The sequence below is a fragment of the Mycobacterium sp. NGS22 genome (assembly GCF_059813095.1).
Genome location: NZ_JCALDY010000011.1, coordinates 162,183 through 188,741 on the forward strand (window position 1 = coordinate 162,183; position 26,559 = coordinate 188,741).

The window sequence follows — 26,559 nt, forward strand, 5'->3', positions numbered from 1 at the left end:
GGCTTTTGCGTCTGCTCGCGCCATCAGAACTGGCCCAGGTAGAACCGCGCTCCCTGGTCGTCGGCGCATTCGGCGGACAGTCCGTAGGGCTGCCGCGACGGTTCGGCCAGCACCGTACCGCCGGCTTCGCGGACCCGCTGTACCGCCGCGTCGATGTCGGCGACGGTCCACATCGGCACGATGCTCGGGCTTGCACTGCCGCCGGCGGCGCCCGACATCGGGTGCGCGTTCTGCACCGCCCAGCCGTCGGCGACGCGGCCCGCCTCGAACGTCCACCCCAGCACCCGGCCGTAGAAGTCGCGGAACGCCGCGGAGTCTGTTGCCTCGTAGGTGAGGTAGGACACCTCGCCCGGCCCAGATCCGTTGAGCTGTGGGCGGTTACGTCCCGGTGCTGCTTCGAAGACTGCGAAGGGTGCGCCTTGGGAGTCGATCGCGTCCAGGACGGTGCCGTGCGCGGTCTGACGTGTGTCGCCGGTCCTGCCGCCGGCTTCGGTGATCGCCGCGCGGACGGCCGCCAGGTCGGTGACCGCGTAGCAGCAGAACAAGGTCGGGGGACCGTCGTGACTGACGATGCCGGTCGGCAGATCCGTGTTGGTCACCTGATGAGAGTCGCGATCGTAGGTCCAGCCCAGCACGTGACCGTAGAACGCGGCCGCGCGGCCGGCGTCGGATACCCGCACGGCGATGTAGCCGACGTCGCCGTGCCGGATGGGTGCGCCAACCGGGCCGGTGAGCATCCAGCGGTGGCCGAACGGGTCGACGATGGTGGCGTTGCGTGATCCGTGGCTCTCCTCGACTTCGCGCACGACGTCGGCGCCGTGCTCGCGTGCGCGCTGTAGCGCCGTGTCGGTGTCCTCGACCGACAGCATCAGGCTCACCGAAACCGCGCCCGGCGCAGGAGCTTTCAAGCCCAATTCGGGATACTCGTCGGCCAGGTAGAGCACCCCACCAGCCAGAGCGATCTCCGCGTGCCCAATTCGCCCATCCGGCATCACGATTGGTTCACCCACCAGCACGCCGCCGAGCGCATCGGCGTACCAGGAGATCGCCGCCCGCGCGTCCGCCACGCACAGGTAGGGCAGCGCCGCCGGGCGCGGGACCACCGTCACGTCCAGTTCAGTAGTGCTCATGTCGATCCTCTCCACGGGTAGTGCCAAAGCGGACTCCAACCGGCGTCGCAGTCGGGCCGCGAATGCCGGATCGGGTTGCACCGGAAGGTCTTCGGTGTGCAGCACGCGCAGCGGGTCGGGTTGACTCATGACGTGCCCCCTTCCGGATATTGTTGTCTGAACGCCCTTTTCGCGCGGACCAGCAGCGCCTCGGTGGCATGCACAGTGCGCCCGATCAATTCGGCGCATTGCCCGACGGTGCAGTCGTCCATGTAGCGCAGCACCAGCACCGTGCGATGTGAGTCGCTCAACCGCGTCAGAACGCTCTCGGCGACCAACCGGTCCAGCTCGGCGTCCCACTCGTCGAGAGACTCAGCGGGCGGGTCGGCGACCGGTTCGGGATCCTGCTTGCGCCGATAGTGATCGGCCAACTTGTGTCGCGCCACACCGAGCAACCACGGCACCCCGACCGGGGTGCGGTCGTCCTTCCGCGCGGTCTGCAGAGCGGCCAAGAAGGTTTCGGAGGTCAGATCCTCGGCCGTCCCACGATCGCGGCAGCGGCGGACGAAGTAGCCGTACACCACGGGTAGCGCCGTGTCGTACAACGCCAACAGCGCGTGGGCTGCGTCGCCATGGCGGTCCGATTGGGCGCTCACACCCTTATCGTCGCGTCGGCGCCGCGAAATCCGACGCCCAGGCTGCGGAAAAGTTGGCGAGCAGACGCAAAAGCCCCCATTTCGTGCCGAAATGAGGGGCTTTTGCGTCTGCTCGCGCCACTAACGTGCGCGCCGTACGTGCGGGTGCGCCGTGCTCACCCGAGCCCGTCCAGCCCGGCGTCCACGACGTCGAAGGCGTTGCCGAGCGCGTCCGGCAACGGGACGGACTCGTCGCTCAGCCAGCACTGGTAGGCGCTCAACGCCACCCCCAGCATCGTCCAGGCCACGGTTTGCGGCAGCAGGTCGGTGGTCTTGGTTGCCGTCCGGCGCGCCACGAACCCGGCTATCACGTCTCGCCAGCCCGCATACATCGTCATCGAATACGCTTGCAGCTCAGCGGTTTCCAGGATCACCCGCATGCGCTGCCGGTGGCGTGCGGTTTCGCATTCGTCGAAGGTGTTGAAGTCCAGCAGGGCCGCGCGCAACGCCTCGCGCAGCGGTACCTGCGGGTCGACGTTGTCGAGCAGTTCGCGTAGCTGGCCGAGATAGTTGTCGAATTCGCCCCACGGGATCGCATTCTTGGACGCGTAGTAGCGGAACAGCGTGCGCCGCGAGATGCCCGCGGCCTGGGCGACGTCGTCCACGCTGACGTCGGCGAAACCGCGGGCGGCGAACAGGTCGATGGCGACGTCGGCGATGTGCAGCGGGGTCGTCGAGCGACGCCGGCCGACGCGCGACTCGTGCAGCATCACATCCGCCCTTCCATTACGGCACTCGATGCCATATTGTGACCAGAACCACTCGGCATTGTCGAGACCCCTCACGAAAGGCCACCCGCATGGACAACGAGAACCAGACCGAGACCGAGCTCGTCACCGAGACCCTCGTCGAAGAGGTGTCCATCGACGGCATGTGCGGGGTCTACTGACCGTGCCGGCGCCCGCGCAGGCCGGGCAGCTTGACGTAGGCGTGTTCGACCCCGACCGAGGCTGGCGTCTGCATCCGCAGGTGGCGGTCCGGCCGGAACCCTTTGGGGCGCTGTTGTATCACTTCGGCACCCGCAAGCTGTCGTTCCTGAAGAACCGCACCATCCTCACCGTGGTGCAGTCGCTGGCCGACCATTCCGACGTCCGCTCGGCGCTGCACGCTGCCGGCGTCGACGCCGCCGACCAAGGGCCGTATCTGCACGCGTTGGGTGTGCTGGCCGATTCGAAGATGCTGCTGCCGCAGGAGGACCAATGACCGCGCCCGCGAAGGTGCCCAGGCTCATCGAGCAGTTCGAACGCGGACTGGATGCGCCGATCTGTCTGACCTGGGAATTGACCTACGCCTGCAACCTGGCGTGCGTGCACTGCCTGTCGTCGTCGGGCAAGCGCGACCCCCGGGAGTTGTCCACCCGCCAGTGCAAGGACATCATCGACGAGCTCGAACGCATGCAGGTGTTCTACGTCAACATCGGCGGCGGCGAACCCACTGTGCGCGCGGACTTTTGGGAGCTGGTGGACTACGCCACCGAACACCATGTCGGGGTGAAGTTCTCCACCAACGGTGTGCGCATCACGCCCGAGGTCGCGGAGCGACTGGCAGCCAGCGACTACGTCGACGTCCAGATCTCGCTGGACGGCGCGACCGCCGAGGTCAACGACGCCGTGCGTGGTCCCGGCTCCTTCGACATGGCGGTTCGTGCGCTGCAGAACCTCGCCGACGCGGGCTTCCGGGACGCCAAAATCTCGGTGGTGGTCACCCGGCACAATGTCGACCAGCTCGACGAATTCGCCGCGCTGGCAAGCCGTTACGGCGCGACGCTGCGCATCACCCGGCTCCGGCCGTCCGGGCGCGGCGCCGACGTCTGGGAGGAACTGCACCCCACCGCCGCCCAGCAGGTCCAGCTGTACGACTGGCTGGTCGCCCACGGCGAGCGGGTGCTCACCGGAGACTCGTTCTTCCACCTGGCGCCGCTCGGCCAGTCCGGGGCACTGGCCGGGCTCAACATGTGCGGCGCCGGCCGGGTGGTCTGCCTGATCGACCCGGTGGGTGACGTCTACGCGTGCCCGTTCGCCATCCACGACCGGTTCCTGGCCGGGAACGTGTTGAGCGACGATGGTTTCCAGAACGTGTGGCAGAACGCGCCCCTGTTCCGCGAGCTACGCGAGCCCCAGTCGGCGGGAGCCTGCGGCAGTTGTGGCCACTATGACAGTTGCCGGGGCGGCTGCATGGCGGCCAAGTTCTTCACCGGCCTGCCGCTGGACGGCCCGGATCCCGAATGCGTCCAGGGTTACGGTGCGCCGGCCCTGGCCACCGAGCGCGAGACGCCGCGGCCCCGCGTCGACCATTCGCGCGGCAAACGGATCGGCACTCCGGTGCCGCTCACTCTCTCGATGCGGCCGCCGAGCAGATTCTGTAACGAAAGTCCCGTATAGCTATGGCAGACCAATGGTTTGAAACTGTCGCTATTGCCCAACAACGCGCTAAGCGCAGACTACCGAAATCGGTCTATTCGTCTTTGATTTCGGCCAGTGAAAAAGGCGTGACGGTTGCCGACAATGTCGCGGCGTTCAGCGAACTCGGTTTTGCGCCCCACGTGGTCGGCGCCAGCGAAAAGCGCGATCTGTCGACGACTGTTATGGGACAGGACATTTCCCTGCCGGTGCTGATTTCGCCCACCGGTGTCCAGGCCGTCGACCCGGACGGGGAGGTGGCCGTGGCACGGGCCGCGGCCGCGCGTGGCACCGCGATGGGATTGTCGTCGTTCGCCAGCAAGCCCATCGAAGAGGTCATCGCCGCCAACCCGAAGATTTTCTTCCAGATCTATTGGCTCGGCGGGCGCGACGCGATCGCCGAGCGGGCCGAGCGGGCACGGCAAGCCGGTGCCGTCGGCCTGATCGTCACCACCGACTGGACGTTCTCGCACGGACGGGACTGGGGCAGCCCCAAGATCCCCGAAGAAATGAACCTCAAGACCATGCTGCGCATGTCGCCGGAGGCGATCACCAAGCCGCGCTGGCTGTGGAAGTTCGGCAAGACACTGCGGCCGCCGGATCTACGGGTCCCCAACCAGGGCCGACGCGGCGAGCCGGGCCCGCCGTTCTTCAACGCCTACGGCGAGTGGATGGGAACCCCCCCGCCGACCTGGGAAGACATCGCCTGGCTGCGTGATTTCTGGGGCGGACCGTTCATGCTCAAGGGCGTGATGCGCGTCGACGACGCCAAAAGGGCTGTCGACGCAGGTGTTTCGGCGATCTCGGTGTCCAATCACGGCGGCAACAACCTGGACGGCACACCGGCGTCCATCCGGGCCCTGCCGGCCGTGGCGGCCGCCGTCGGTGACCAGGTCGAAGTGCTGCTAGACGGAGGCATCCGGCGTGGTAGCGACGTCGTCAAAGCCGTGGCGCTGGGGGCGCGGGCGGTGATGATCGGGCGTGCCTACCTGTGGGGCCTGGCCGCGGCCGGCCAAGCAGGTGTGGAAAACGTGCTGGACATCCTGCACGGAGGCATCGACTCCGCACTGATGGGTCTCGGGCATTCGTCGATCCACGACCTCACCGCGGACGACATTCTGATTCCCGACGGGTTCACCCGGGAGTTGGGCGCGCGTTAGGGCAACGGCGATTTCGGGTAACGCTCCCTGTACCACAGAGTTGGTTGTCCCGGAAGAGCTTTAAATGTCGCTACCCACAAAGCTGATACGGACGTGGCAGTCGTGGCTTACGAGCACCGATTTTGTCCGTCGGTCGAGATGGCGGAAAAAAAATTCGGTAGATAGGGCAACAATTGGTGCACGCCAGGTTAATTCGTCCTACCATCGGCGAGTGCCAATGCTCGGCGAACTGGGGAGTGCAACGTCGCAGCAACTCTCAATATCCACCCCGCCGTCAATATTGATCCCGTTGGGATCCACCGAACAGCACGGCCCGCACCTTCCGCTGGACACCGACACCCGCATCGCGACGGCCGTCGCGCGTGCTGCCGCGGAGCGTCTTGACTGGCTGGTGGCCCCCCCGATCGCCTACGGCGCCAGCGGCGAGCACCAGAGTTTCCCCGGCACCATCTCGATCGGCATCGAAGCCCTGACGATGCTGCTGGTGGAGTACGGCCGGTCGGCCACCTGCTGGGCGCATCGACTGGTGTTCGTCAACGGCCACGGTGGCAACGTCGATGCACTGCGCCGCGCGCTGCGGGTGCTGCGATCCGAGGGCCGCGACGCCGGCTGGTGCCCCTGTGTGACGACCGGCGGCGACGCGCACGCCGGGCACACCGAAACATCGGTGTTGCTGCACATCTCACCGGACGAGGTCCGCACCGACCGGGTGGTGACCGGCAACGAGGCGCCGCTGGGCGAGTTGCTGCCGTCGATGCGGCAGGGTGGGGTTGCGGCGGTGAGCCGGATCGGCGTGCTGGGGGACCCGACCACCGCGACCGCCGTCGAGGGGAAAAGGATCTTCGCCGAGATGGTCGACGACGCCGAGCGTCGCCTCGCCCGGTGGATGCCCGGGCCCGACGGGATGTTGACGTGACCGCGACCAGGCTGCCGGACGGGTTTGCCGTGCAGGTCGATCGTCGCGTGCGGGTGCTCGGCGACGGCAGAGCCCTGCTCGGCGGGTCGCCGACCCGGTTGCTGCGATTGGCGCCGGCCGCCCAGAGCATGCTGTCCGACGGACGCCTCAAGGTCAGCGACGAAGTCAGCGCCCAGTTGGCCCGTACCCTGCTCGACGCCACGGTGGCGCATCCGCGCCCGGCATCGGGACCGTCGCATCGTGACGTCACTATCGTTATACCGGTGCGCGACAACGTGATCGGGGTGCGCCGACTGGTGACCTCGCTACGTGGGCTGCGCGTCATCGTCGTCGACGACGGTTCGTCGCGTCCGGTCGAGGTGGAGGATTTCGCCGGCTCCCACTGCGACATCGAAGTGCTGCATCACGTTCGCAGCAAGGGTCCGGCGGCCGCCCGCAACACCGGCCTGGCCGCCTGCGGCACCGACTTCGTCGCGTTCCTGGATTCCGACGTGGCGCCCAGGCGCGGATGGCTGGAAGCTTTGCTGGGCCACTTCTGCGATCCCACCGTCGCACTGGTCGCTCCCCGCATTGTCGGGCTGGCGCAGACCGAGAACGTGATAGCCAGGTACGAGGCGGTGCATTCGTCGCTGGACCTCGGTCTGCGGGAGGCGCCGGTATTGCCGCACAGCACGGTGTCCTATGTTCCCAGCGCCGCGATCGTGTGCCGCACGTCGGCAATCCGGGAAGTCGGCGGTTTCGACGAGACGATGCACTCCGGTGAAGACGTCGACCTGTGCTGGCGGCTGGTGGAAGCCGGCGCCCGGCTGCGGTACGAGCCGATCGCCCAGGTCGCCCATGACCACCGGACCGAACTGCGGGACTGGATCGCGCGCAAGGCCTTCTACGGCGGTTCGGCGGCTCCGCTGTCGGTGCGGCACCCCGACAAGACCGCGCCGGTGGTGATTTCCGGTTGGGCGTTGATGGCCTGGATCCTGATGTCACTCGGTACCGGCATCGCGCGACTGGCCTCGGTGGTGATCGCGGTGTTGACCGGCCGGCGGATCGCCCGGGCCATGCGCAGCGCCGAGACGACATTGTGGGACGTGATCGTGGTCGCCACCCGGGGCCTGTGGTCGGCCGCCCTGCAGCTGGCATCCGCGCTGTGCCGGCACTATTGGCCGGTCGCGCTGGTTGCGGCGATCCTGTCGCGGCACTGCAGACGGGTGGTGGTGGTGGCGGCGATATTGGACGGTGTGGCGGACTGGCTTCGCCGCCGCGACGCCGTCGAGGACGACGCCGAACCGATCGGGTTGCTGACGTTCCTGTTGCTCAAGCGCGTCGACGATCTGGCCTACGGGATCGGCCTGTGGTGCGGGGTGGTGCGCGAACGCAACCTGGGCGCGCTCAAGCCGCAGATTCGGACGTAACCGCCACCTTGACCGCAGCCGCTCGGCACAGCGACGTGTTGATCGTGGGCGCCGGAAGTGCCGGTTCAGTTGTCGCCGAACGTCTTTCCGCTGATTCCGGCTGCTCGGTGCGGGTGCTGGAGGCCGGCCCCGGACTCGACGACGCCGCCGCGGCGTCCCGGACCCGCAACGGTCTGCAATTGCCGATCGGCGTGCACAGCCCGCTGGCCGAGCGCTATCTGACCACCCTGACCGATCACCCGGTGCGCCAGCTCCCGATCGTGCGGGGGACGACGGTGGGCGGCTCCGGGGCGGTCAACGGCGGCTACTTCTGCCGCGCGCTGCCCGGCGATTTCGACGAACTCGGCATTCCCGGTTGGGCGTGGTCCGACGTGCTCGCGCACTTTCGGGCCATCGAGACCGACCTCGACTTCGACACGCCCGCGCACGGCGGCAGCGGACCCATCCCGGTACAACGGACCTCCGAAATGACCGGCGCCAGCGAAACCTTCGTCACCGAGACCCGTCGCGCCGGGTACTCCTGGCTTCCGGATCTCAACGACGTCGGGCCGCGGCTGCCGTCGGGCGTGGGCGCGGTACCCCTGAACATCGTCGACGGCGTCCGGACCGGTTCGGGAGCCGCGTTTCTGATACCCGCGCTGGGACGTCCCAACCTGACGCTACAGGCGCATACGCGTGCGGTCGGTGTGCGTTTCTCCGGGGCGACGGCGGTGGGGGTCGACGCCGTCGGGCCCGATGGCCCCATCGCGTTCAGCGCGGATCGAATCGTGTTGTGCGCAGGCGCGATTCGGTCAGCGCAACTGCTGATGCTCTCGGGCATAGGGGAGGAGGCGGTGCTGCGCGCTGCCGGCGTGGGTGTGCGCGCGAAGCTGCCGGTCGGGATGCGCTGCAGTGACCACCCGGAATGGGTGATGCCGACCAGTTGGGATGTGGCAGTGGATCGTCCGGTCCTGGAGGTGGTGTTGAGCACTGCCGACGGCATCGAGATCCGTCCTTACACAGGTGGTTTCGTGGCGATGACCGGAGACGGCACCGCCGGGCACCGCGACTGGCCGCACATCGGTGTGGCGCTCATGCGTCCCCGGGCGCGTGGACGTGTCACGCTGGTGTCGCCGGATCCCGACGTGCCGCCGCGCATCCGGCATCGCTACGACAGCGAGCCGGCCGACGTTTCGGCGTTGCGTGCCGGCAGCGAGCTGGCTCGCGAATTGTTCGGCGCGGCAACGCATATCGGTCCTGATGTGTGGTCGACATCGCAGCACCTGTGCGGCAGCGCACCGATGGGGGCCGATGGTGACCCGCACGCGGTCGTCGACAACCGCTGTCGGGTAACAGGTTTGGACAACCTCTGGGTGATCGACGGTTCGGTGCTGCCGGTGGTACCCAGCCGCGGTCCGCACGCGACGATAGTGATGCTGGCGCACCGTGCGGCCGAATTCGTTGCCTGAGATCAGGCGGACGCCGACTGTTCGGAAGCATCCCATCGCGGGCCCGGCGACAACGCCGTCGTCGGCGTCGCGCGGGCGGCCAGCGGGGCCGGCAATGCAGACAACGCGGCCGTCGAACCGCCCACCTCCACAACCTCTTCGGGGCCAGTCGGTAGCGGCGGGATCGGTTGACGTTTCACCGACCCCACCGATCCCGCCGCTACTGCCGACCCCGGCGAAACCACCGGCGTAGCCGCCGATGCTGTCGCAGAGCCCCCCGGCCCCAACGGTCCTGAAGTGAGTGCCACCGTCTGCGCGGCGGCAGGCGCCACAGCGGCGCCCTGGCTGAGCACCGAGTGTCCCATTGTCGGTTGGGGCACCGCGGCTTCGGCCTGAATGCTCGAGTTGTTCGCGGCCTCGCTGAGGCCATACTGCTGCCCGCCGAGACTCATCAGCTGCACGAACTGGTTGTGAAACTGGCTCGCTTGCGCGCTGAGTGCCTGGAAAGCCTCGGCGTGGGCCCCGAACAGCGTCGCGATCTCCGCCGACACGGCATCCGCGCCCGCGGGGATCAACACCCCTGTTGTCGGGGCCAACGCCGTCGTGCCGGCATCGCTGATCGCTGCACCGATATTCGCCAAATCCGTTGCCGCCGCGGCAACGTACTCCGGCGCAGCGATCACATACGACATTCCGCTTCCCCCAGCTTGCCTAGATAGAGTCCGCGTGCCCGGTTACGAACCATGCCCCCGATCGATGGTAACGGGGTGGGAAGGTCCGCCGTGGCGTTTTGCCGAAATGCGTCAGCGCCGCCCGGCGAGCATCCGCCGGATCGGGCGCAGCTGACGACCGTCCCGCCCGGGCGCCCAGAGACCGATCAGGACCGCGAAGATCCCCACGATGACGGCCAGCACGGTCGTGGAGGCGTGCATCGAGGTCAGGAACGCCGTCTTGCTCAGGACGGCCAGCCGGTCCCCCGGTGGTCCCATGCGGTCGGCGATCTCCATGGCTTTGGCCAGCGAGTCGGCGGCCGGGCCACGGACGGACGCAGGGAAGTCGGACAGTGCCGTGCCCAGCTCGTGCGTGTAGCGACCGGCCAGAATCGAGCCGGCGACCGCGATTCCCAGCGCACCGCCCATCTCACGCGCGCTGTCGTTCACGGCCGAGGCAACTCCCTGCTTCGCATCCGGTACCGCGGCCATGATCGCCGAAGTCGTCGGCGCCGTGCACAAGCCGATGCCTGACGCGAGAATCAATGTCGGCCAAGCGAACTCGAGATAGGTCGAGTGCAACCCGATGCCGTGCATGCATGCGAAGCCGACAGCCATCAACAGCGTGCCGGAGAACAGCACCACGCGCAGGCCCAGCCGAGGCACATACCAGAAGGAGGTGGCCGACAGGATCCCCAACGGGATCATGAACGGGCCGAGCGCAATTGCCGTCATCAGCGGCGAGTAGCCCATGATCTGCTGCACGTACTGCATGGCCAGATAGAAGAAGCCGAAGGTGGCGCCGAACAGGACGATGATCGCCGCGACGCCGGTGGTGAAGGCGGGATTGCCGAACAGTCGAACGTCCAAGAGCGGCTGGCGTTTCCGGTATTCGACGAATCCGAAGATCCCGATCACGACAGCGCCGGCGACCAGACCGCCCCACACCATCGAGTCGCTCCAGCCCCGGGTGGGCGCTTCCAGAATGGCGAACACCGAGATCGCCATCGCCGAGCCGATCAGGCCGGCGCCGAGCCAGTCCACCCGGGGGGCAGCGCGGTCGCGTGACGGTGCGACCGTGCAGGCCATCGCGAAGATGACCGCGCCGGAGGCTCCCAGTGCCCAGAAGATCGCATGCCAGTCCCAGAACCGCAGGATCACACCAGAGCCGAGCATGCCCAGTACGCCGCCGGAGCCCGCGGTGCCCGCCCAGATACCGACGGCCTTGATGCGCTGCTCCTTCGGATAGGCCACGGTCAGCAATGACAACGTCGCCGGCATCACCAATGCGGCCCCGACGCCGGCGAGCGCGCGGCCGGTGATGATCTGGCTCGGGGAATGCAGCAGCGCCGGCGCAATCGACGCCAGGGAAAAGATCGTCAACCCGGTCAGCAGCGCGCCGCGCCTGCCGTAGCGGTCGCCGATGGCGCCCGCGGGCAGGAGCAGACAGGCCAACGCCAGGGTGTAGCCGTCGACTATCCAGGTGAGCTGGGTCTGGGAAGCGGAGGTGGCCACCGCCAGATCGCCCAACGCAGTATTCAGCGCGGTCATCGACGCGACCACCAGTGACACTGCGACGCAGGCCACGACCAGTGTCCACGTCCGGGCGCGGGAACTGCTGCCGACGTCTGGGGTCTCAGTACGCTGATCGGGTGGGAGCAGGGTCTCATCAGGTCGTACCAGTGTTTCGACCATGGTGCTGCGCCTCCTTTCGGGGGCGAGGTAGTGTCCGAGACTAACGGTCTCGTGCATAGACGGTGAGGCCCGAGCCGAAACAGGGAGGTGCATCACTATCGACGGGGGGAGTGACACAGATCCCCGCCCGGCGCGGTCCAGGGCCCGGTTGCTGGAGGCCGCTGCCGCGCTGTTGCGGTCCGGGGGTCCCAGCGCGGTGACGATCGATGCGGTCACCCGCGCGGCAAACGTGGCGCGGGCCACCCTGTATCGGCACTTTCCGAGCGGAAATGATTTGCTGGCAGCGACTTTCAGCAGCCTGATCCCGGCGGCGCCGATGCCGCCGGCGGAAGGTTCGCTGCGGGACCGGCTGATAGCCCTGTTGCTGGCGCAGGCCGAGGTGATCGCCGAAGCTCCCGCCGCGCTGACGGCCACCGCGTGGCTGGCTTTGGGGTCCGATCTGCAGGAGTTGCCAGAACCGCGTCGGGGTCAGGCCGCCGAGAGCGCGATGAGCACGCTGCGCGAGCGCATCGCGCAGCAGTACGCGGCGCCGTTCGACGTGATCTTCGACAGTCCCGAGGCGGCGGCCGAGCTGGGCGAGGTGGACCGGTCCCGGGCGATTGCGCTGCTGATCGGACCGCTGGCACTGGGTCGGCTGTCCACGCTGCCCGACTTCGACTACCGCGAGACGGTGCAGGCGGCCGTCGACGGCTTCCTGCACGTGCAGCGCGCCCAGGCGCATGGCGCTTCTGGCGCGAGCAGACGCAGAATCGCCCTATCGCGGCCCAATTTGGGCGATTCTGCGTCTGCTCGCGGCGAGGGCGGGGACACGCGCGTAGGCTCGGATAAGCCCAGCTAGGGTCGGTTCTGACCCGGTGTGTGGGGCCTCGTTCGGGCGGACGGACCGGGATTTGGCCGAGCGCTGATCTTCAGGCATACTGTTCAGGTTGCCCAGCGCCAGGTTTGCGCCTGGCCGGGCATACGACCAGCGCCCACCAGGGGCGCGTCCGGTCCCATCCTTGGAGCGCGACTATTTCGGTCGCCTACGAGGCTGCGTGCGGGTGACACACCCGAGCGCGGGGAGCGGGTGGACCACGACAGGTAAACAGCGGCGCAGTATCCGGCGCAACGCTAGGCCGGCCCGTGAACGGGCAGGCACTTGCGCGCCGGAGGGCATCAGGTCCGGTGACGGACTCGAGTGTGAAGAAGAGGTAGGGAGAAGCGTGGCGGGACAGAAGATCCGCATCAGGCTTAAGGCCTACGACCATGAGGCTATTGACGCGTCGGCGCGCAAGATCGTCGAGACCGTCGTACGCACCGGTGCCAGCGTCGTAGGCCCGGTGCCGCTGCCGACCGAGAAGAACGTGTACTGCGTCATCCGCTCTCCGCACAAGTACAAGGACTCGCGGGAGCACTTCGAGATGCGTACTCACAAGCGGTTGATCGACATCCTCGACCCGACGCCGAAGACCGTCGACGCGCTGATGCGCATCGACCTGCCGGCCAGTGTCGACGTCAACATCCAGTAGGAGATCCAGTCAAATGGCGAGAAAAGGCATTCTGGGTACCAAGCTGGGCATGACGCAGGTATTCGACGAGAACAACAGAGTCGTGCCCGTCACGGTCGTCAAGGCCGGGCCGAATGTGGTGACCCGCATCCGTACTCCCGAGCAGGACGGCTACAGCGCGGTGCAGCTGGCTTACGGCGAGATCAGCCCGCGCAAGGTCAACAAGCCGGTGACCGGTCAGTACGCGGCGGCGGGTGTCAACCCGCGCCGGCACCTGGCCGAACTGCGCCTGGACGACCCGCAGGCCGCGGCTGAGTACCAGGTCGGCCAGGAGCTGACGGCGGAGATCTTCGCCGACGGCGCCTACGTCGACGTGACCGGTACCTCCAAGGGCAAGGGGTTCGCCGGCACCATGAAGCGGCACGGCTTCCGCGGCCAGGGCGCCAGCCACGGTGCCCAGGCGGTGCACCGTCGCCCGGGCTCGATCGGCGGATGTGCCACCCCGGCAAGGGTTTTCAAGGGCACCCGGATGGCCGGCCGGATGGGCAACGACCGGGTCACCGTGCAGAACCTGGTGGTGCACAAGGTCGACGCCGAGAACGGCGTGCTGTTGATCAAGGGCGCGGTTCCCGGCCGCACCGGCGGACTCGTCGTGGTCCGCACCGCGATCAAGCGAGGTGAGAAGTAATGGCCGCCAAGACGGTAAGTACCCAGAAGGGCGCCAGCGGGCTGAAAATCGACGTCAAGACGCCGGACGGCAAGACCGACGGCTCCATCGAGCTGCCGGCCGAGCTGTTCGACGCACCGGCCAACATCGCGCTGATGCACCAGGTCGTCACCGCCCAGCGTGCGGCGGCCCGCCAGGGCACGCACGCGACGAAGACCCGCGGCGACGTCAGCGGCGGTGGCCGTAAGCCGTACCGCCAGAAGGGAACCGGTCGCGCCCGGCAGGGTTCGACGCGTGCCCCGCAGTTCACCGGCGGTGGCACCGTGCACGGTCCGCAGCCGCGCGACTACAGCCAGCGCACGCCCAAGAAGATGATCGCCGCCGCGCTGCGCGGGGCGCTGTCGGACCGGGCGCGCAACGGGCGCATCCACGCGGTGACCGAAATCGTCAGCGGGCAAACGCCTTCGACGAAGAGCGCCAAGGCTTTTCTGGCCACGCTGACCGACCGCAAGCAGGTGCTGGTGGTCGTCGGCCGCAGCGACGAAGCCGGCGTGAAGAGCGTGCGCAACCTGCCGGGCGTGCACATCCTGCCGCCCGACCAGCTCAACACCTACGACGTGTTGCGGGCCGACGACGTGGTGTTCAGCGTCGAGGCCCTCAACGCCTACATCAACGCCCACCAGGGCACCGCCAGCACCGAGGAGGTATCGGCGTAGATGGCGACCATCGCTGACCCCCGCGACATCATTTTGGCGCCGGTCATCTCCGAGAAGTCCTACGGGCTGCTCGACGACAACGTGTACACCTTCGTGGTGCACCCCGATTCGAACAAGACGCAGATCAAGATCGCTGTCGAGAAGATCTTCGCCGTCAAGGTCGCATCGGTGAACACCGCGAATCGGCAGGGCAAGCGCAAGCGCACCCGGACCGGCTACGGCAAGCGCAAGAGCACCAAGCGCGCGATCGTGACCCTGGCACCGGGCAGCAAGCCGATCGACTTGTTCGGAGCACCGGCGTAGCCCGGGCGCAGAAAGAGCTGATTAGACATGGCAATTCGCAAGTACAAGCCGACGACCCCGGGCCGCCGCGGCGCGAGCGTGTCGGACTTCTCCGAGATCACCCGGACGACGCCGGAGAAGTCGCTGGTTCGTCCGCTGCACGGTCGTGGCGGGCGTAACGCGCACGGCCGCATCACCACCCGGCACAAGGGTGGTGGCCACAAGCGTGCCTACCGGGTGATCGACTTCCGCCGTAACGACAAGGACGGGGTCAACGCCAAGGTCGCGCACATCGAGTACGACCCGAACCGCACCGCCCGCATCGCACTGCTGCACTACCTGGACGGCGAAAAGCGCTACATCATTGCGCCGAACGGGCTTTCGCAGGGCGACGTCGTCGAGTCGGGCGCCAACGCCGACATCAAGCCCGGCAACAACCTGCCGCTGCGCAACATCCCGGCCGGCACCCTGGTGCACGCGGTGGAACTGCGTCCCGGTGGTGGCGCCAAACTGGCGCGCTCGGCCGGGTCGAGCATCCAGTTGCTCGGCAAGGAAGCGACCTACGCCTCGCTGCGTATGCCCAGCGGTGAGATCCGCCGCGTCGACGTGCGCTGCCGCGCCACGGTCGGCGAGGTCGGTAACGCCGAGCAGGCGAACATCAACTGGGGCAAGGCCGGCCGGATGCGCTGGAAGGGCAAGCGTCCGTCGGTCCGTGGTGTCGTGATGAACCCGGTCGACCACCCGCACGGTGGTGGTGAGGGTAAGACCTCCGGTGGCCGTCACCCGGTGAGCCCGTGGGGCAAGCCCGAAGGCCGCACCCGCAACCCGAACAAAGCCAGCAACAAGCTCATTGTCCGACGCCGGCGCACCGGCAAGAAGCACGGCCGGTAGGAGTAACCAACCATGCCACGCAGCCTCAAGAAGGGTCCGTTCGTCGACGACCATCTGCTCAAGAAGGTCGACGTGCAGAACGAGAAGAACACCAAGCAGGTCATCAAGACCTGGTCGCGCCGGTCGACCATCATCCCGGACTTCATCGGGCACACTTTCGCGGTGCACGACGGCCGCAAGCACGTCCCGGTGTTCGTCACCGAGTCGATGGTGGGTCACAAGCTCGGTGAGTTCGCCCCGACCCGCACCTTCAAGGGACACATCAAGGACGACCGGAAGAGCAAACGGCGATGAGTACCACCACCACTGAATATCCCTCGGCGACCGCCAAAGCGCGGTTCGTGCGGGTGTCGCCGCGGAAGGCACGCCGGGTCATCGACCTGGTACGCGGCCGGTCGGTGACCGACGCACTCGACATCCTGCGCTGGGCGCCGCAGGCCGCCAGCGAGCCGGTCGCCAAGGTGATCGCCAGCGCAGCGGCCAACGCGCAGAACAACAATGGACTGGATCCGGCCACCCTGGTGGTCGCCACGGTGTACGCCGACGAGGGCCCGACGGCCAAGCGCATCCGCCCGCGCGCGCAGGGCCGCGCGTTCCGGATCCGCCGGCGCACCAGTCACATCACGGTGATCGTGGAGAGCCGTCCCAGCAAGGACGAGCGGTCGTCGAAGTCGTCGCGCGCGCGTCGCGCCGAGGGCAGCAAGGCCGCCGCGAAGGCACCCGCCAAGAAGGCACCCGCCAAGAAGGCGGACACCAAGGCACCGGCAAAGAAGGCCGCTACCAAGGCCGAACCGAAAACGTCTGAGGCTGCCGAAGCGAAGGGAGGCTCAGACTAGTGGGCCAGAAGATCAATCCGCACGGCTTCCGGCTGGGTATCACCACCGACTGGAAGTCGCGTTGGTACGCCGACAAGCAGTACGCCGAATACGTCAAGGAAGACGTCGCGATCCGGCGGCTGCTGTCGACCGGCCTGGAGCGCGCCGGCATCGCCGACGTGGAGATCGAGCGGACCCGCGACCGGGTCCGGGTGGACATCCACACCGCGCGTCCGGGCATCGTGATCGGCCGCCGCGGCACCGAGGCCGACCGCATCCGCGCCGACCTGGAGAAGCTGACCGGCAAGCAGGTTCAGCTCAACATCCTCGAGGTGAAAAACCCTGAGTCGCAAGCACAATTGGTGGCCCAGGGCGTTGCCGAGCAGCTGAGCAACCGGGTCGCGTTCCGCCGTGCGATGCGTAAGGCGATCCAGTCGGCCATGCGGCAGCCCAACGTCAAGGGCATCCGGGTGCAGTGCTCGGGCCGCCTCGGCGGCGCGGAGATGAGCCGCTCGGAGTTCTACCGCGAGGGTCGGGTGCCGCTGCACACGCTGCGCGCGGACATCGACTACGGCCTCTACGAGGCCAAGACCACCTTCGGCCGGATCGGCGTGAAGGTGTGGATCTACAAGGGCGACATCGTCGGCGGCAAGCGTGAACTCGCGGCTGCCGCCCCCGCCGGTGCCGACCGTCCGCGTCGCGAGCGTCCCTCGGGCACCCGTCCGCGACGCAGTGGCGCGTCGGGCACCACGGCCACCGGCACCGACGCCGGCCGGGCCGCCGGCGGCGACGACACGGCGTCCGCAGAAGCCGCAGCGCCGGTAGAGGCGCAGAGCACGGAGAGCTGAATCATGTTGATTCCCCGCAAGGTCAAGCACCGCAAGCAGCACCACCCCCGCCAGCGCGGCATCGCCAGCGGCGGCACGTCGGTGAACTTCGGCGACTATGGCATCCAGGCGCTCGAGCACGCCTACGTCACCAACCGGCAGATCGAGTCCGCTCGTATCGCCATCAACCGGCACATCAAGCGTGGCGGCAAGGTGTGGATCAACATCTTCCCCGACCGTCCGCTGACCAAGAAGCCCGCCGAGACCCGGATGGGTTCCGGTAAGGGTTCGCCGGAGTGGTGGGTGGTCAACGTCAAGCCGGGCCGGGTGCTGTTCGAGCTGAGTTACCCCAACGAGCAGACCGCGCGCGCGGCGCTCACCCGGGCGATCCACAAGTTGCCGATCAAGGCACGCATCGTCACCCGAGAGGATCAGTTCTGATGGCAGTGGGAATTTCGCCTGGTGAACTGCGTGAGCTCACCGACGAAGAACTGAACGAGCGTGTTCGGGAGTCCAAGGAAGAGCTGTTCAACCTGCGCTTCCAGATGGCCACCGGGCAGCTCACCAACAACCGCCGGCTCTGTACGGTGCGTCAGGAAATCGCGCGGGTCTACACGGTGCTGCGTGAACGAGAACTGGGTCTGGCTTCCGGGCCTGACGGATCCGACGAGAAGGAATCGTGATGGCAGAGGCTAAGACTCCCGCGAAGGCGGCTCCGAAGAAGGCGGCTCCCACCAAGGCGGCGGCTCCGAAGGACGCCGCGCCGAAGGAGAAGGGCCCCAAGAACACTCCGGCCACCCCGAAGCCGCGCGGGCGTCGCAAGACCCGCATCGGCTACGTGGTGAGCGACAAGATGCAGAAGACCATCGTCGTCGAGCTGGAAGACCGGGTTCGGCACCCGTTGTACGGCAAGATCATTCGCACCACCAAGAAGGTCAAGGCGCACGACGAGAACAGCATCGCCGGTATCGGTGACCGGGTCTCGCTGATGGAGACGCGTCCGCTGTCGGCGACCAAGCGCTGGCGGTTGGTGGAGATCCTGGAGAAGGCCAAGTAGCTTTCCGCGCGTACCCTGCGTACCCTGCGTACCCTGCGCGAGCAGACGCTAAAGCGCCCCAAAACGGTGTTTTTGGGGCGCTTTAGCGTCTGCTCAGGGGGCTCGCGGGGGCACAGGGGGATCAGTGGGGGTCAGGGGCTTACGGCCTGGGCGTCAGAACTATCACTGGAATCGGCCGCGATGTCTTCTTCTGGTATCCGACATAGCGGTTGCGTTGTTCGCGTTGACGAGCTTCCACAGTCGGGCGTAGTCGGGGCTGTCGGGTAGCACCGGGCGGGCTGTGACCGCGAAACGATGTGCGCCGACACTGATTTCGATCTCCGGATCGGCCTTCAGGTTGTGATACCAACCGGGCGCTCGGGGATAGCCGGCCTTCGATGCCACGACCAGATAGTCGTCACCGTCCTTGGCGTAGGTGAGCGTCGTGGTGCGCTGCTGGCCCGTCTTGGCGCCCACCGTGTGCAGTAGCAGGTTTGGTGGCATACCGGGTATCCGATGGCCGATCCGGCCATTGGTCGCTTGGTAGATCTTGTCGTGCAAACTGAGGAATCTGAACAACACCTTCTCGGCCAAGGTCGTCATCGTCCCAGTCTTGCTGCGTTGCGCCGCTTCCGCCAGGGGGAGCCGAATCGGGTCGATCCAGTCAGTCCTGCAGGACGGCTTCGCGGACCAGTTGCACCCGGGAGGCGATGCCCAGCTTCGCGTAGACATGGGTCAGGTGGGTCTGCACGGTACGCGGCGAGATGAACAGCCGCGCACCGATGTCTTTGTTGCTCAGTCCTTCTCTGGCCAAGCGCACCACGTCCTGCTCCATCGGCGTCAGTGAGCCCCAGCCGATGGCCGGCCGCTTGCCCTTGCCCCGGCCGCGTTGCGCATAGGCGATCGCCTCCTCGGTGGACAGTGCGGATCCCTCTGCCCAGGCGGCGTCGAAGACGTCCTGCCCCAATGCTTCTCGGATCTTTTCGACGGCGACCTGTTAGCCCGCTTCGTACATGGGGTAGCGGACGTGTTCCAGACGCTGCCGAATGCCACCGGCCGCGCCTACGAGTCGGGTCGCGTCCGGATGGTTGCCGTCGTCGGCCGCCACGCGCGCCAGGAGTTCGAGCATGTCCGCTGTCGGCGGTCGGCCCGGTGAATTGGCGCTATGCCCCGCACAGATCTACGCGCTGCGGCCTGGTGCTGGCGAACGCCGAGCAGGCGTAAAAGCCCCCGACACGCCGCGCGTGCGGGGGCTTTTACGTCTGCTCGCGCAAATTGGCGCGCAGACCGTGCACAAAGGTGCGCAGTCGTTCCGGCGTCGCGGTCTGCGGGTCGCTGAGGCGCAGCTGCAGTAGTTCGCGGCCGGCGGCGTAGAGAATCCTGGCGGTGTATTCGGGATCCTGCAGACCCGGATTGAAGCGCAGCAGCTCGCCCTGCAAGAAGTCCCGCACCACCGTCTGCGACTGCGCCAGCCTTTCATGCAGTTCCGGGGGTGCGCCCTGGGGCGGGAACAGGAACAGTCGCCACGTCGCGGTGTGCGCGTCGACGGCGGCCAGTACCCCGTCGAATGCCCGCACCAGGGTTTGGTTGTCCTCGCTCGGCTCGCCCAATCCGCTGACCGCCGCGACGAACTGAGCGCCGGCGCGTTGCGCTTCCCGGTCGATCAGGGCGACGAAAAGCTTTGCGGGGTCACCGAATAACTGGTAGATCAACGACCGGTTGATGCCCGCTGCCTGGGCGATCCGGTTCGGGGTAGCCGCGTGAAAACCCTCGGCATCGACAATGGCGGCGGTGACATCCATTATCTGCTCGCGCCGCCGCTCGGCGGTCATCCGCCGTTTCGGGACGTCCTTGGTGGCCTGGGTCACGCTTGACAGCATAACTAACACTTTGTGAGTATTACTCACAACTTGTTAGTTATCGAAGGGTCGGCATGGTCACCTACTATCCGGAACTCGCGCAGCGGGTCGCAAGCCAACGGCAATTGCAGCCAGATCTGTACGGCGACATCGACTTCGACGAGCGACCGTACCGGCTGACCAAAGAGCTCGGCGACAAGTCATCCCTGCCGAAATGGGCCGACGACCGTGCGCAGATCCTGCAGGACGACCGTGTCTTGGAGTTGATGGAAACCGCCACCATGCTCGGCGACGTGGTGGCAGACCCCTACGCGGCGCTGATGAGCGACTACAGCGTCCCCAAGCTGATCGAGATGCTCAGGACCGCTTGCCGGGAGGGCATCGACGCGGTGCCCGACGCGCCGGACGAACTGGTGTCGTTCATCGCTGCGATGGAAGAAAAACCGGATTGGATCGACTTCGATCTGATCGAGGACGGCGCACGGCAGGCGCGCACCGCGGCGGCGCTGCTGGCCCACTTCATCACCCGCGGCGCTTTCATCGCGACGTTCACCAACACCTACGCCGCGTTGCCGATGGGCCTGACGGGCGCCCTGTCCGGTCGTCGTGCCGAGCGGCGGGTCAACGAGACGGCGAGCTTCTTCGCCGTCACCACCCTGCCGAATGCGTTGCAGCGCTACGGTCCCGGCTTCGAAGCGGCCGCCATGGTGCGGCTGATGCACTCGATGGTGCGCTACAACGCACTGAAGAAGTCCGACAAGTGGGATGTCGATGTCTACGGCGTCCCGGTTCCGCAGGTCGACCAGATGCCGGCCGGCATGATCGGGCAGTATCTGACCTCTCAGCAGGTGCTGCGGCAGGGTCGGGTCGAATTCAACGAGCAGGAACGCGCGCTCGTCGAATTCGGTCGCTACCGCTGCTTTCTGCTCGGTCTGCCCGAGGAACTGCTGCCCACCACGCCCGCCGACACCGTCCACGTCATGCACGCACGCGCGGCACTGCTGCGGGACGGTTTCGACTCGGTATGTCGCGAACTCGTCGACTCCACCATGGATGCCTACCTGCGTCCCGGGACCACGTGGTTTGACCGCGCCGCCGAAGCTGTCGAAAAGAGCTACAGCAAGGAAACCTTCGTGCGGGCGTTCTGCAACGGTGACCGCGGCGTCGCCGCGGCGATGGGTGTCTCGATCGGGTTCGCCGATCGTGTTCGCATCGCGCTGACCGGACCGCTCATCGCCGGACGCTTCGTGGCCGTCAACCGTGCCAGCAACGTTCCCGCGCTTCGCAATATCGTCGACCGATACGTCATCAGGCTCCTCAAGCTGCGCCTGGCCACCTATGGGAAGCCCGAATTCACCAGCGACTCAGCACATTACACGCCTGTCCCGCACTGACCGGTATACCGTGGGCCAGGCCCCGGTGCCCGACTTCTGCATTCTCAGGCTTTTCTTCGGTCGGCTCATTACTGTGACCCGGGTGTGTAATTTCGCACGCGATGTCCGGCGATGAGTCCACTACGGGAGTGAGGCTGACAGATATGACTGGGTCGACAGAATTCCAGGGCAAAATCGAGTTGGACATTCGCGACTCCGAACCGGACTGGGGCCCGTACGCAGCGCCGACCGCGCCGGAGAACTCACCGAACATCCTCTACATGGTGTGGGACGACATCGGCATCGCGACCTGGGACTGCTTCGGCGGCCTGGTGGAGATGCCGGCGATGACCCGCATCGCCGAGCGCGGCGTGCGGCTGGCGAACTTCCACACCACCGCGCTGTGCTCGCCGACCCGCGCGTCGCTGCTGACCGGACGCAACGCGACCAGCGTCGGTATGGCCACCATCGAAGAGTTCACCGACGGCTTTCCCAACTGCAACGGCCGCATCCCGGCCGAGACCGCGCTGCTTTCCGAAGTGCTCAACGAGCGTGGCTACAACACCTACTGCGTGGGCAAGTGGCACCTGACCCCGCTGGAAGAATCCAGCATGGCCTCGACCAAGCGGCACTGGCCGCTGTCGCGCGGATTCGAGCGCTTCTACGGCTTCATGGGCGGCGAGACCGACCAGTGGTACCCGGACCTGGTGTACGACAACCACTTGGTGAACCCGCCCGGCACGCCCGAGGACGGCTACCACCTGTCCAAGGACATCGCCGACCGCACAATACAATTCATCCGCGACGCCAAGGTGATCGCGCCCGACAAACCGTGGTTCAGCTACGTCTGCCCCGGCGCCGGACACGCCCCGCATCACGTGCCCACCGAGTGGGCCGACAAGTACAAGGGCGTGTTCGACATGGGCTACGAGGCCTACCGCGAGATCACGCTGGAAAAGATGAAGGCGATGGGTATCGTGCCCGCCGACACCGAACTGTCGCCGATCAACCCCTACCTCGACGTCAAAGGACCCAGCGGCGAAGCCTGGCCGCTGCAGGACACGGTGCGGCCGTGGGACAGTCTGAACGACGAAGAAAAGAAGCTGTTCAACCGGATGGCCGAGGTGTTCGCCGGGTTCCTGAGCTACACCGATGCCCAGATCGGCCGAATCCTGGACTACCTCGAAGAGTCCGGCCAGCTCGACAACACGATCATCGTGGTGATCTCCGACAACGGTGCCAGCGGCGAAGGCGGCCCGAACGGATCGGTCAACGAGGGCAAGTTCTTCAACGGCTACATCGACACCGTCGAAGAAAGCATGAAGCTCTTCGACCATCTCGGCGGACCGGAGACCTACAACCACTATCCGATCGGCTGGGCGATGGGCTTCAACACGCCCTACAAGCTGTTCAAGCGCTACTCCTCGCACGAGGGCGGCATCGCCGACACCGCAATCATCTCCTGGCCCAACGGAATAGCCGCACACGGCGAAGTCCGCGACAACTACATCAACGTCTGCGACATCACCCCGACGGTCTACGAACTTCTGGACATGACGCCTCCGGATACCGTCAAGGGCATCCCGCAGCGGCCGCTGGAAGGAGTGAGTTTCAAAGCGGCCCTTGATGATCCGTCTGCCGACACCGGCAAGACGACCCAGTTCTACACCATGCTGGGCACCCGCGGCATCTGGCATAGGGGCTGGTTCGCCAACACCATCCACGCCGCGACGCCGGCGGGCTGGTCGCACTTCGACCAGGACCGCTGGGAGCTGTTCCACCTCGAAAAAGATCGCAGCCAGTGCCACGATCTGGCCGACGAGCACCCCGACAAACTCGAAGAACTCAAGGCGCTCTGGTTTTCCGAGGCCGACAAGTACAACGGGCTCCCGCTGGCCGACCTCAACCTGATGGAGACGCTGAGCAGGTTCCGCCCCTATCTGGCGGGGGAGCGCGACAGCTACGTCTACTACCCCGACTGTGCCGACGTCGGTATCGGTGCCGCCGCCGAGATCCGCGGTCGTTCGTTTGCCGTGTTGGCCACGGTGACGGTGGACAGCACGGGGGCCGAAGGGGTGCTGTTCAAGCAGGGCGGGGCGCACGGCGGGCACGTGCTGTTCCTGCAGGACGGACGGCTGCATTACGTGTACAACTTCCTCGGCGAACGCCAACAACTGGTTTCCTCCGACGGTCCGATCCCGCTGGGCAAACACCTGTTCGGCGTGCGCTACGAACGGACCGGAACGGTTCCCAACAGCCACACCCCGCTCGGCACCGCGACGCTGTTCTTCGACGAGCACCCGGTCGGGTCGCTCGCAGACGTCGTCTCGCACCCGGGAACCTTCGGGCTGGCGGGGGCGGGCATCACCGTCGGACGCAACGGCGGGTCGAGTGTGTCCAGCCGGTACAAGGCGCCCTTCGTCTTGACCGGTGCGACCGTTGCCCAGGTCGCCGTCGACCTGTCTGGTCGTCCGTACGAAGACGTGGAAAAGGATATAGCGCTTGCCTTTTCGCGGGACTGAGTCGCCGTGCGGCGCGCTTGTCTGATGGGGCTCGTCGCCGTGGTGCTCGCCGGTTGCCAGTCGAACATCGGGGGATCGGCCACGCCGGGCCCGCATTCGGACCCGGCCATGCCGGTGCCCGGCATCGCTGCCACCCAGTCCGGGAACATCGCGCCCGAGACATTGTCCTGTCCCGCCACACCGTCCGGTGCCGGCCCAGTGGCGGTGGCCGCAGTAGCCGACCCGGCCGCGCCGCGGATCACCCTGTCCGTCCCCGAAGGCTGGAGCGCTGCTCCGGGCGACGGGGATACGGCGCTGACGTTGACCGGTCCCGACACCATGTCCGCCACCGTCACCATCAGCGCGACGGAACTGGCGCCCGAGAGCGCGTTCCTGCGCCACACCGCCGGGGTGGGCGGTACCGCCCCGCGGCTGCGTTTCTCGGTGACCGGAGCACCGTTCTGCGGTTACAGCAGCCAACAACTCACCGGCACGCTGCAGGGGCCGTCGGGCGGGATCGACTTCGCCGACCGCGTCACCCACATCTGGACGAACACCAAGCAATACCTGGTCACCATTCACCTGCAGGGCCGATCGGGTTCCCCCGGTTTCGGTGCGGCCAAATCCACGTTGACGCAAGACTTCGCGGTCGTCATACCCTGAAGTCGTGCTGACCGAGCTTGTCGAGTTGCCCGCTGGATCCTTCCGGATGGGTTCGACGAGCTTCTATCCCGAAGAAGCGCCGATCCACACCGTCACCGTGGGTCCGTTCGCGCTGGAGCGGCATCCGGTCACCAACGCGCAGTTCGCCGAATTCGTCACTGCCACTGGCTATGTGACGGTGGCCGAGCAGGCGCTCGACCCTGCCCTGTATCCCGGGGCCGATCCCGCCGGCCTGTGCCCGGGTGCGATGGTGTTCCGTCCGACGCCCGGACCGGTGGACCTGCGCGACTGGCGGCAGTGGTGGGACTGGGCCCCGGGTGCGTGCTGGCGCCATCCGTTCGGCCCGGACAGCGACGTGGCCGACCGGGCCGATCACCCCGTCGTGCAGGTGGCCTACCCCGACGCCGCCGCCTACGCGCGATGGGCCGGGCGGCGGCTGCCGACCGAGGCCGAATGGGAGTACGCCGCACGCGCCGGGTCGGCGAAAACGTATCCGTGGGGGGAGGAGGCGCAACCCGCCGGCCGACTGATGGCCAACACCTGGCAGGGCGATTTCCCGTACCGCAACGACGGCGCGCTGGGCTGGGTAGGTACCTCGCCGGTGGGCACCTTCCCGCCCAACGGATTCGGGCTGGTCGACATGATCGGCAACGTCTGGGAATGGACCACAACCGAATTCAGCGCCCACCATCGAATCGGCCAGCCCCCCAAAGCGTGCTGCGCCCCCGCCGGGCCGGCCGACCCGTCCATCAGCCAGACGCTCAAAGGCGGCTCGCATCTGTGTGCGCCGCAATATTGCCACCGGTACCGGCCGGCGGCCCGTTCACCGCAGTCCCAAGACACCGCGACGACGCATATCGGGTTTCGCTGCGCAGCGGATTCGACCCGCGTCGAATAATTTCGCCGCGACGCATTGCGGCAGGAAAATCTTTGAGTTTCAATAGCCTTCGCCAGCACGTCGTGTCTGTCTCCGCCGAACTTCCACCGAAAGGTGCCGATAGATGAGCCATCAGGCCCCGCCGCCCGCACCGCCGCGACCGGCCGAGCTATCGGAACCACAACCGAAGTCCCGGGGACGGCGCGTACTCCTCGATTTCGGCGTCATCCTGGTCGTCATCGTCATCTACGTGCTGTCGCTGGTCGGGGTCCATCTGTTGGCCGCGTCCGGTGGCACCGCCGACGCCGATCTGGAAGCCAACAACGACACCGTGGTGAAGGTGCGTTTGGAGAAGCTGGACACGGTCGCCAATCGTCTGACGGTGAATGTCCTTGTCATCCCGGAAAAAGACAAGGTGAAGGACAAGGTGCTCACCCAGGCACTTGCCGTGCGGTTGTACCCGGAGAACGACCTGGGCGACCTGCAGTACCCGATCGGCAAGGCTCCCGCGCAGGTGAGCACCGTGATCGAGGCGGAAGGTGATCCGGCCGTCTGGCCCTTCGATTCCTACACCACCGGCGTTCTTCAGGCCGACGTGTTGGTCGGCACGGGTGACAACCGCGTCGCCGAGCAGGGCCGTATCGAAGTGGTCGGGGCGATCGACGGCTGGGACGCCACCGTACGACGCGTTACAGGCGAAAACAGCGAAAGCCAGGACCGCCCAAGCGATGTCATCATCACGCTGCACCGCTCCAGGGGCACCCTCATCTTCGACCTCGGGATCCTCGTGGTGCTGATCGCCCTGCCCGCCTTGGCATTGTGGGTGTCCATCCCAATGGTGTTGGGCAAGAAGAAGTTCCTGCCCCCGTTCGTTTCGTGGTTCGCGGCCATGCTGTTTGCGGTCGTCCCGTTGCGCAACATCCTGCCCGGCGCTCCGCCGCCCGGGTCGTGGGTGGATCAGGCCATCACGTTGTGGGTGCTGCTCGCACTGGTCGTCGCGATGACGCTGTTCATCATGGCCTATCGAAAACAATCAGACTGATCA

The 26,559-nt window shown here is 66.8% G+C and carries 29 protein-coding genes and 3 pseudogenes; 24 read left to right on the top strand and 8 right to left on the bottom strand.

Features of this window, described 5'->3' with window-relative positions; genetic code table 11:
* Window positions 1–23: 23 nt before the first annotated feature.
* From AC5Y47_RS12990 to mftR, 3 genes are all read right to left on the bottom strand, one after another.
* Window positions 24–1,259, bottom strand: coding sequence for a VOC family protein (locus tag AC5Y47_RS12990; RefSeq protein ID WP_499944402.1), 1,236 nt, complete (start codon window positions 1,257–1,259; stop codon window positions 24–26).
* Window positions 1,256–1,765, bottom strand: coding sequence for an RNA polymerase sigma factor (locus tag AC5Y47_RS12995; RefSeq protein WP_499944403.1), 510 nt, complete (start codon window positions 1,763–1,765; stop codon window positions 1,256–1,258). The genes AC5Y47_RS12990 and AC5Y47_RS12995 overlap by 4 nt, the downstream gene beginning before the upstream one ends.
* Window positions 1,766–1,920: 155 nt before the next feature.
* A complete protein-coding gene (gene mftR / locus AC5Y47_RS13000; protein ID WP_499944404.1) occupies window positions 1,921–2,514 on the bottom strand; it encodes a mycofactocin system transcriptional regulator MftR in 594 nt (197 codons plus the stop codon).
* Between the two features lie 89 nt (window positions 2,515–2,603).
* On the opposite strand from mftR, the gene mftA reads away from it, so the two are divergent.
* The 7 genes from mftA to mftG all read left to right on the top strand — a co-directional run bounded on the left by mftA (window position 2,604) and on the right by mftG (window position 9,136).
* Window positions 2,604–2,693 (top strand): mycofactocin precursor MftA, encoded by a 90-nt coding sequence (mftA, locus tag AC5Y47_RS13005; protein ID WP_036352637.1) that lies wholly within the window; start codon window positions 2,604–2,606, stop codon window positions 2,691–2,693.
* A complete protein-coding gene (gene mftB / locus AC5Y47_RS13010; protein ID WP_499944405.1) occupies window positions 2,678–3,007 on the top strand; it encodes a mycofactocin biosynthesis chaperone MftB in 330 nt (109 codons plus the stop codon). Before mftA ends, mftB begins: the two co-directional genes overlap by 16 nt.
* Window positions 3,004–4,185 (top strand): mycofactocin radical SAM maturase, encoded by a 1,182-nt coding sequence (gene mftC, locus AC5Y47_RS13015; RefSeq protein WP_499944406.1) that lies wholly within the window; start codon window positions 3,004–3,006, stop codon window positions 4,183–4,185. Before mftB ends, mftC begins: the two co-directional genes overlap by 4 nt.
* Window positions 4,186–4,187: 2 nt before the next feature.
* Complete coding sequence (gene mftD, locus AC5Y47_RS13020) at window positions 4,188–5,363, top strand: pre-mycofactocin synthase MftD (protein ID WP_499944407.1); 1,176 nt, start codon at window positions 4,188–4,190, stop codon at window positions 5,361–5,363.
* A 217-nt stretch (window positions 5,364–5,580) separates the two neighbouring features.
* A complete protein-coding gene (gene mftE, locus AC5Y47_RS13025; RefSeq protein WP_499944438.1) occupies window positions 5,581–6,279 on the top strand; it encodes a mycofactocin biosynthesis peptidyl-dipeptidase MftE in 699 nt (232 codons plus the stop codon).
* Window positions 6,276–7,688: a mycofactocin biosynthesis glycosyltransferase MftF gene (gene mftF, locus AC5Y47_RS13030; protein ID WP_499944408.1), complete on the top strand. Its 1,413-nt coding sequence runs from the start codon at window positions 6,276–6,278 to the stop codon at window positions 7,686–7,688. Before mftE ends, mftF begins: the two co-directional genes overlap by 4 nt.
* 8 nt (window positions 7,689–7,696) lie before the next feature.
* Window positions 7,697–9,136, top strand: coding sequence for a mycofactocin dehydrogenase MftG (gene mftG, locus AC5Y47_RS13035; protein WP_499944409.1), 1,440 nt, complete (start codon window positions 7,697–7,699; stop codon window positions 9,134–9,136).
* A gap of 2 nt (window positions 9,137–9,138) precedes the next feature.
* Here the strand turns inward: mftG and AC5Y47_RS13040 are convergent, their stop codons facing one another.
* Both AC5Y47_RS13040 and AC5Y47_RS13045 read right to left on the bottom strand, forming a co-directional pair.
* Window positions 9,139–9,807: a PE family protein gene (locus AC5Y47_RS13040; RefSeq protein WP_499944410.1), complete on the bottom strand. Its 669-nt coding sequence runs from the start codon at window positions 9,805–9,807 to the stop codon at window positions 9,139–9,141.
* Window positions 9,808–9,918: 111 nt separating this feature from the next.
* Window positions 9,919–11,520 (bottom strand): MFS transporter, encoded by a 1,602-nt coding sequence (locus AC5Y47_RS13045; RefSeq protein WP_499944411.1) that lies wholly within the window; start codon window positions 11,518–11,520, stop codon window positions 9,919–9,921.
* Window positions 11,521–11,671: 151 nt separating this feature from the next.
* Between AC5Y47_RS13045 and AC5Y47_RS13050 the strand changes: the two are divergent.
* The 12 genes and pseudogenes from AC5Y47_RS13050 to rpsQ form a co-directional block, all read left to right on the top strand.
* Window positions 11,672–12,247: pseudogene (locus AC5Y47_RS13050) on the top strand (TetR/AcrR family transcriptional regulator); the annotation flags it as partial.
* A gap of 475 nt (window positions 12,248–12,722) precedes the next feature.
* Window positions 12,723–13,028, top strand: a complete 306-nt coding sequence (gene rpsJ, locus AC5Y47_RS13055; RefSeq protein ID WP_003873519.1) for a 30S ribosomal protein S10 — start codon at window positions 12,723–12,725, stop codon at window positions 13,026–13,028.
* Between the two features lie 13 nt (window positions 13,029–13,041).
* Window positions 13,042–13,695 (top strand): 50S ribosomal protein L3, encoded by a 654-nt coding sequence (gene rplC, locus AC5Y47_RS13060; RefSeq protein ID WP_499944412.1) that lies wholly within the window; start codon window positions 13,042–13,044, stop codon window positions 13,693–13,695.
* Window positions 13,695–14,390, top strand: a complete 696-nt coding sequence (rplD, locus tag AC5Y47_RS13065) for a 50S ribosomal protein L4 (RefSeq protein WP_499944413.1) — start codon at window positions 13,695–13,697, stop codon at window positions 14,388–14,390. The genes rplC and rplD overlap by 1 nt, the downstream gene beginning before the upstream one ends.
* Window positions 14,391–14,693, top strand: coding sequence for a 50S ribosomal protein L23 (gene rplW / locus AC5Y47_RS13070; RefSeq protein WP_068033882.1), 303 nt, complete (start codon window positions 14,391–14,393; stop codon window positions 14,691–14,693).
* Window positions 14,694–14,720: 27 nt separating this feature from the next.
* Window positions 14,721–15,563: a 50S ribosomal protein L2 gene (rplB, locus tag AC5Y47_RS13075; RefSeq protein WP_499944414.1), complete on the top strand. Its 843-nt coding sequence runs from the start codon at window positions 14,721–14,723 to the stop codon at window positions 15,561–15,563.
* A gap of 12 nt (window positions 15,564–15,575) precedes the next feature.
* Window positions 15,576–15,857, top strand: a complete 282-nt coding sequence (gene rpsS, locus AC5Y47_RS13080; RefSeq protein ID WP_011739061.1) for a 30S ribosomal protein S19 — start codon at window positions 15,576–15,578, stop codon at window positions 15,855–15,857.
* Window positions 15,854–16,399 (top strand): 50S ribosomal protein L22, encoded by a 546-nt coding sequence (rplV, locus tag AC5Y47_RS13085; protein WP_499944415.1) that lies wholly within the window; start codon window positions 15,854–15,856, stop codon window positions 16,397–16,399. The genes rpsS and rplV overlap by 4 nt, the downstream gene beginning before the upstream one ends.
* Entirely contained in the window at window positions 16,399–17,226 is an 828-nt protein-coding gene (gene rpsC / locus AC5Y47_RS13090; RefSeq protein WP_499944416.1) for a 30S ribosomal protein S3, read from the top strand. Before rplV ends, rpsC begins: the two co-directional genes overlap by 1 nt.
* A gap of 3 nt (window positions 17,227–17,229) precedes the next feature.
* Window positions 17,230–17,646, top strand: a complete 417-nt coding sequence (gene rplP, locus AC5Y47_RS13095) for a 50S ribosomal protein L16 (protein ID WP_499944417.1) — start codon at window positions 17,230–17,232, stop codon at window positions 17,644–17,646.
* Window positions 17,646–17,888, top strand: coding sequence for a 50S ribosomal protein L29 (gene rpmC / locus AC5Y47_RS13100; protein WP_499944418.1), 243 nt, complete (start codon window positions 17,646–17,648; stop codon window positions 17,886–17,888). Before rplP ends, rpmC begins: the two co-directional genes overlap by 1 nt.
* Window positions 17,885–18,262 (top strand): 30S ribosomal protein S17, encoded by a 378-nt coding sequence (gene rpsQ / locus AC5Y47_RS13105; protein WP_499944419.1) that lies wholly within the window; start codon window positions 17,885–17,887, stop codon window positions 18,260–18,262. Before rpmC ends, rpsQ begins: the two co-directional genes overlap by 4 nt.
* A gap of 139 nt (window positions 18,263–18,401) precedes the next feature.
* Here rpsQ and AC5Y47_RS13110 read toward each other — a convergent pair.
* The 3 genes and pseudogenes from AC5Y47_RS13110 to AC5Y47_RS13120 form a co-directional block, all read right to left on the bottom strand.
* Window positions 18,402–18,844 (bottom strand): annotated as a pseudogene (locus tag AC5Y47_RS13110) (nitroreductase family deazaflavin-dependent oxidoreductase).
* Window positions 18,845–18,905: 61 nt separating this feature from the next.
* Window positions 18,906–19,373, bottom strand: a pseudogene (locus tag AC5Y47_RS13115) (helix-turn-helix transcriptional regulator); the annotation flags it as partial.
* Between the two features lie 124 nt (window positions 19,374–19,497).
* Window positions 19,498–20,073, bottom strand: coding sequence for a TetR/AcrR family transcriptional regulator (locus AC5Y47_RS13120; protein ID WP_499944439.1), 576 nt, complete (start codon window positions 20,071–20,073; stop codon window positions 19,498–19,500).
* A 101-nt stretch (window positions 20,074–20,174) separates the two neighbouring features.
* Here AC5Y47_RS13120 and AC5Y47_RS13125 point away from each other — a divergent pair, with 101 nt between their 5' ends.
* The 5 genes from AC5Y47_RS13125 to AC5Y47_RS13145 all read left to right on the top strand — a co-directional run bounded on the left by AC5Y47_RS13125 (window position 20,175) and on the right by AC5Y47_RS13145 (window position 26,556).
* A complete protein-coding gene (locus tag AC5Y47_RS13125) occupies window positions 20,175–21,494 on the top strand; it encodes an oxygenase MpaB family protein (RefSeq protein WP_499944420.1) in 1,320 nt (439 codons plus the stop codon).
* 143 nt (window positions 21,495–21,637) lie between these two features.
* Complete coding sequence (locus AC5Y47_RS13130) at window positions 21,638–23,995, top strand: arylsulfatase (RefSeq protein ID WP_499944421.1); 2,358 nt, start codon at window positions 21,638–21,640, stop codon at window positions 23,993–23,995.
* A gap of 24 nt (window positions 23,996–24,019) precedes the next feature.
* The gene (locus tag AC5Y47_RS13135; protein ID WP_499944422.1) at window positions 24,020–24,637 is read left to right on the top strand and encodes a hypothetical protein; all 618 of its coding nucleotides are present in this window, start codon (window positions 24,020–24,022) and stop codon (window positions 24,635–24,637) included.
* Between the two features lie 4 nt (window positions 24,638–24,641).
* Complete coding sequence (locus AC5Y47_RS13140; protein WP_499944423.1) at window positions 24,642–25,535, top strand: formylglycine-generating enzyme family protein; 894 nt, start codon at window positions 24,642–24,644, stop codon at window positions 25,533–25,535.
* Window positions 25,536–25,638: 103 nt separating this feature from the next.
* The gene (locus tag AC5Y47_RS13145; RefSeq protein WP_499944424.1) at window positions 25,639–26,556 is read left to right on the top strand and encodes a DUF4436 domain-containing protein; all 918 of its coding nucleotides are present in this window, start codon (window positions 25,639–25,641) and stop codon (window positions 26,554–26,556) included.
* Window positions 26,557–26,559: the final 3 nt, after the last annotated feature.

Coding starts and splice junctions, on each gene's coding strand:
- AC5Y47_RS13125 (WP_499944420.1), top strand. CDS start 20,175: ATGGTCACCTACTATCCGGAACTCGCGCAGCGGGTCGCAAGCCAACGG.
- mftD (WP_499944407.1), top strand. CDS start 4,188: ATGGCAGACCAATGGTTTGAAACTGTCGCTATTGCCCAACAACGCGCT.
- rplP (WP_499944417.1), top strand. CDS start 17,230: ATGTTGATTCCCCGCAAGGTCAAGCACCGCAAGCAGCACCACCCCCGC.
- AC5Y47_RS13135 (WP_499944422.1), top strand. CDS start 24,020: ATGGGGCTCGTCGCCGTGGTGCTCGCCGGTTGCCAGTCGAACATCGGG.
- AC5Y47_RS13130 (WP_499944421.1), top strand. CDS start 21,638: ATGACTGGGTCGACAGAATTCCAGGGCAAAATCGAGTTGGACATTCGC.
- rplD (WP_499944413.1), top strand. CDS start 13,695: ATGGCCGCCAAGACGGTAAGTACCCAGAAGGGCGCCAGCGGGCTGAAA.
- AC5Y47_RS13045 (WP_499944411.1), bottom strand. CDS start 11,520: ATGGTCGAAACACTGGTACGACCTGATGAGACCCTGCTCCCACCCGAT.
- AC5Y47_RS13120 (WP_499944439.1), bottom strand. CDS start 20,073: ATGACCGCCGAGCGGCGGCGCGAGCAGATAATGGATGTCACCGCCGCC.
- rpsS (WP_011739061.1), top strand. CDS start 15,576: ATGCCACGCAGCCTCAAGAAGGGTCCGTTCGTCGACGACCATCTGCTC.
- rplB (WP_499944414.1), top strand. CDS start 14,721: ATGGCAATTCGCAAGTACAAGCCGACGACCCCGGGCCGCCGCGGCGCG.
- rplW (WP_068033882.1), top strand. CDS start 14,391: ATGGCGACCATCGCTGACCCCCGCGACATCATTTTGGCGCCGGTCATC.
- AC5Y47_RS13040 (WP_499944410.1), bottom strand. CDS start 9,807: ATGTCGTATGTGATCGCTGCGCCGGAGTACGTTGCCGCGGCGGCAACG.
- mftR (WP_499944404.1), bottom strand. CDS start 2,514: ATGCTGCACGAGTCGCGCGTCGGCCGGCGTCGCTCGACGACCCCGCTG.
- rplV (WP_499944415.1), top strand. CDS start 15,854: ATGAGTACCACCACCACTGAATATCCCTCGGCGACCGCCAAAGCGCGG.
- mftC (WP_499944406.1), top strand. CDS start 3,004: ATGACCGCGCCCGCGAAGGTGCCCAGGCTCATCGAGCAGTTCGAACGC.
- mftE (WP_499944438.1), top strand. CDS start 5,581: ATGCTCGGCGAACTGGGGAGTGCAACGTCGCAGCAACTCTCAATATCC.
- mftA (WP_036352637.1), top strand. CDS start 2,604: ATGGACAACGAGAACCAGACCGAGACCGAGCTCGTCACCGAGACCCTC.
- rpmC (WP_499944418.1), top strand. CDS start 17,646: ATGGCAGTGGGAATTTCGCCTGGTGAACTGCGTGAGCTCACCGACGAA.
- rplC (WP_499944412.1), top strand. CDS start 13,042: ATGGCGAGAAAAGGCATTCTGGGTACCAAGCTGGGCATGACGCAGGTA.
- AC5Y47_RS13145 (WP_499944424.1), top strand. CDS start 25,639: ATGAGCCATCAGGCCCCGCCGCCCGCACCGCCGCGACCGGCCGAGCTA.
- AC5Y47_RS12990 (WP_499944402.1), bottom strand. CDS start 1,259: ATGAGTCAACCCGACCCGCTGCGCGTGCTGCACACCGAAGACCTTCCG.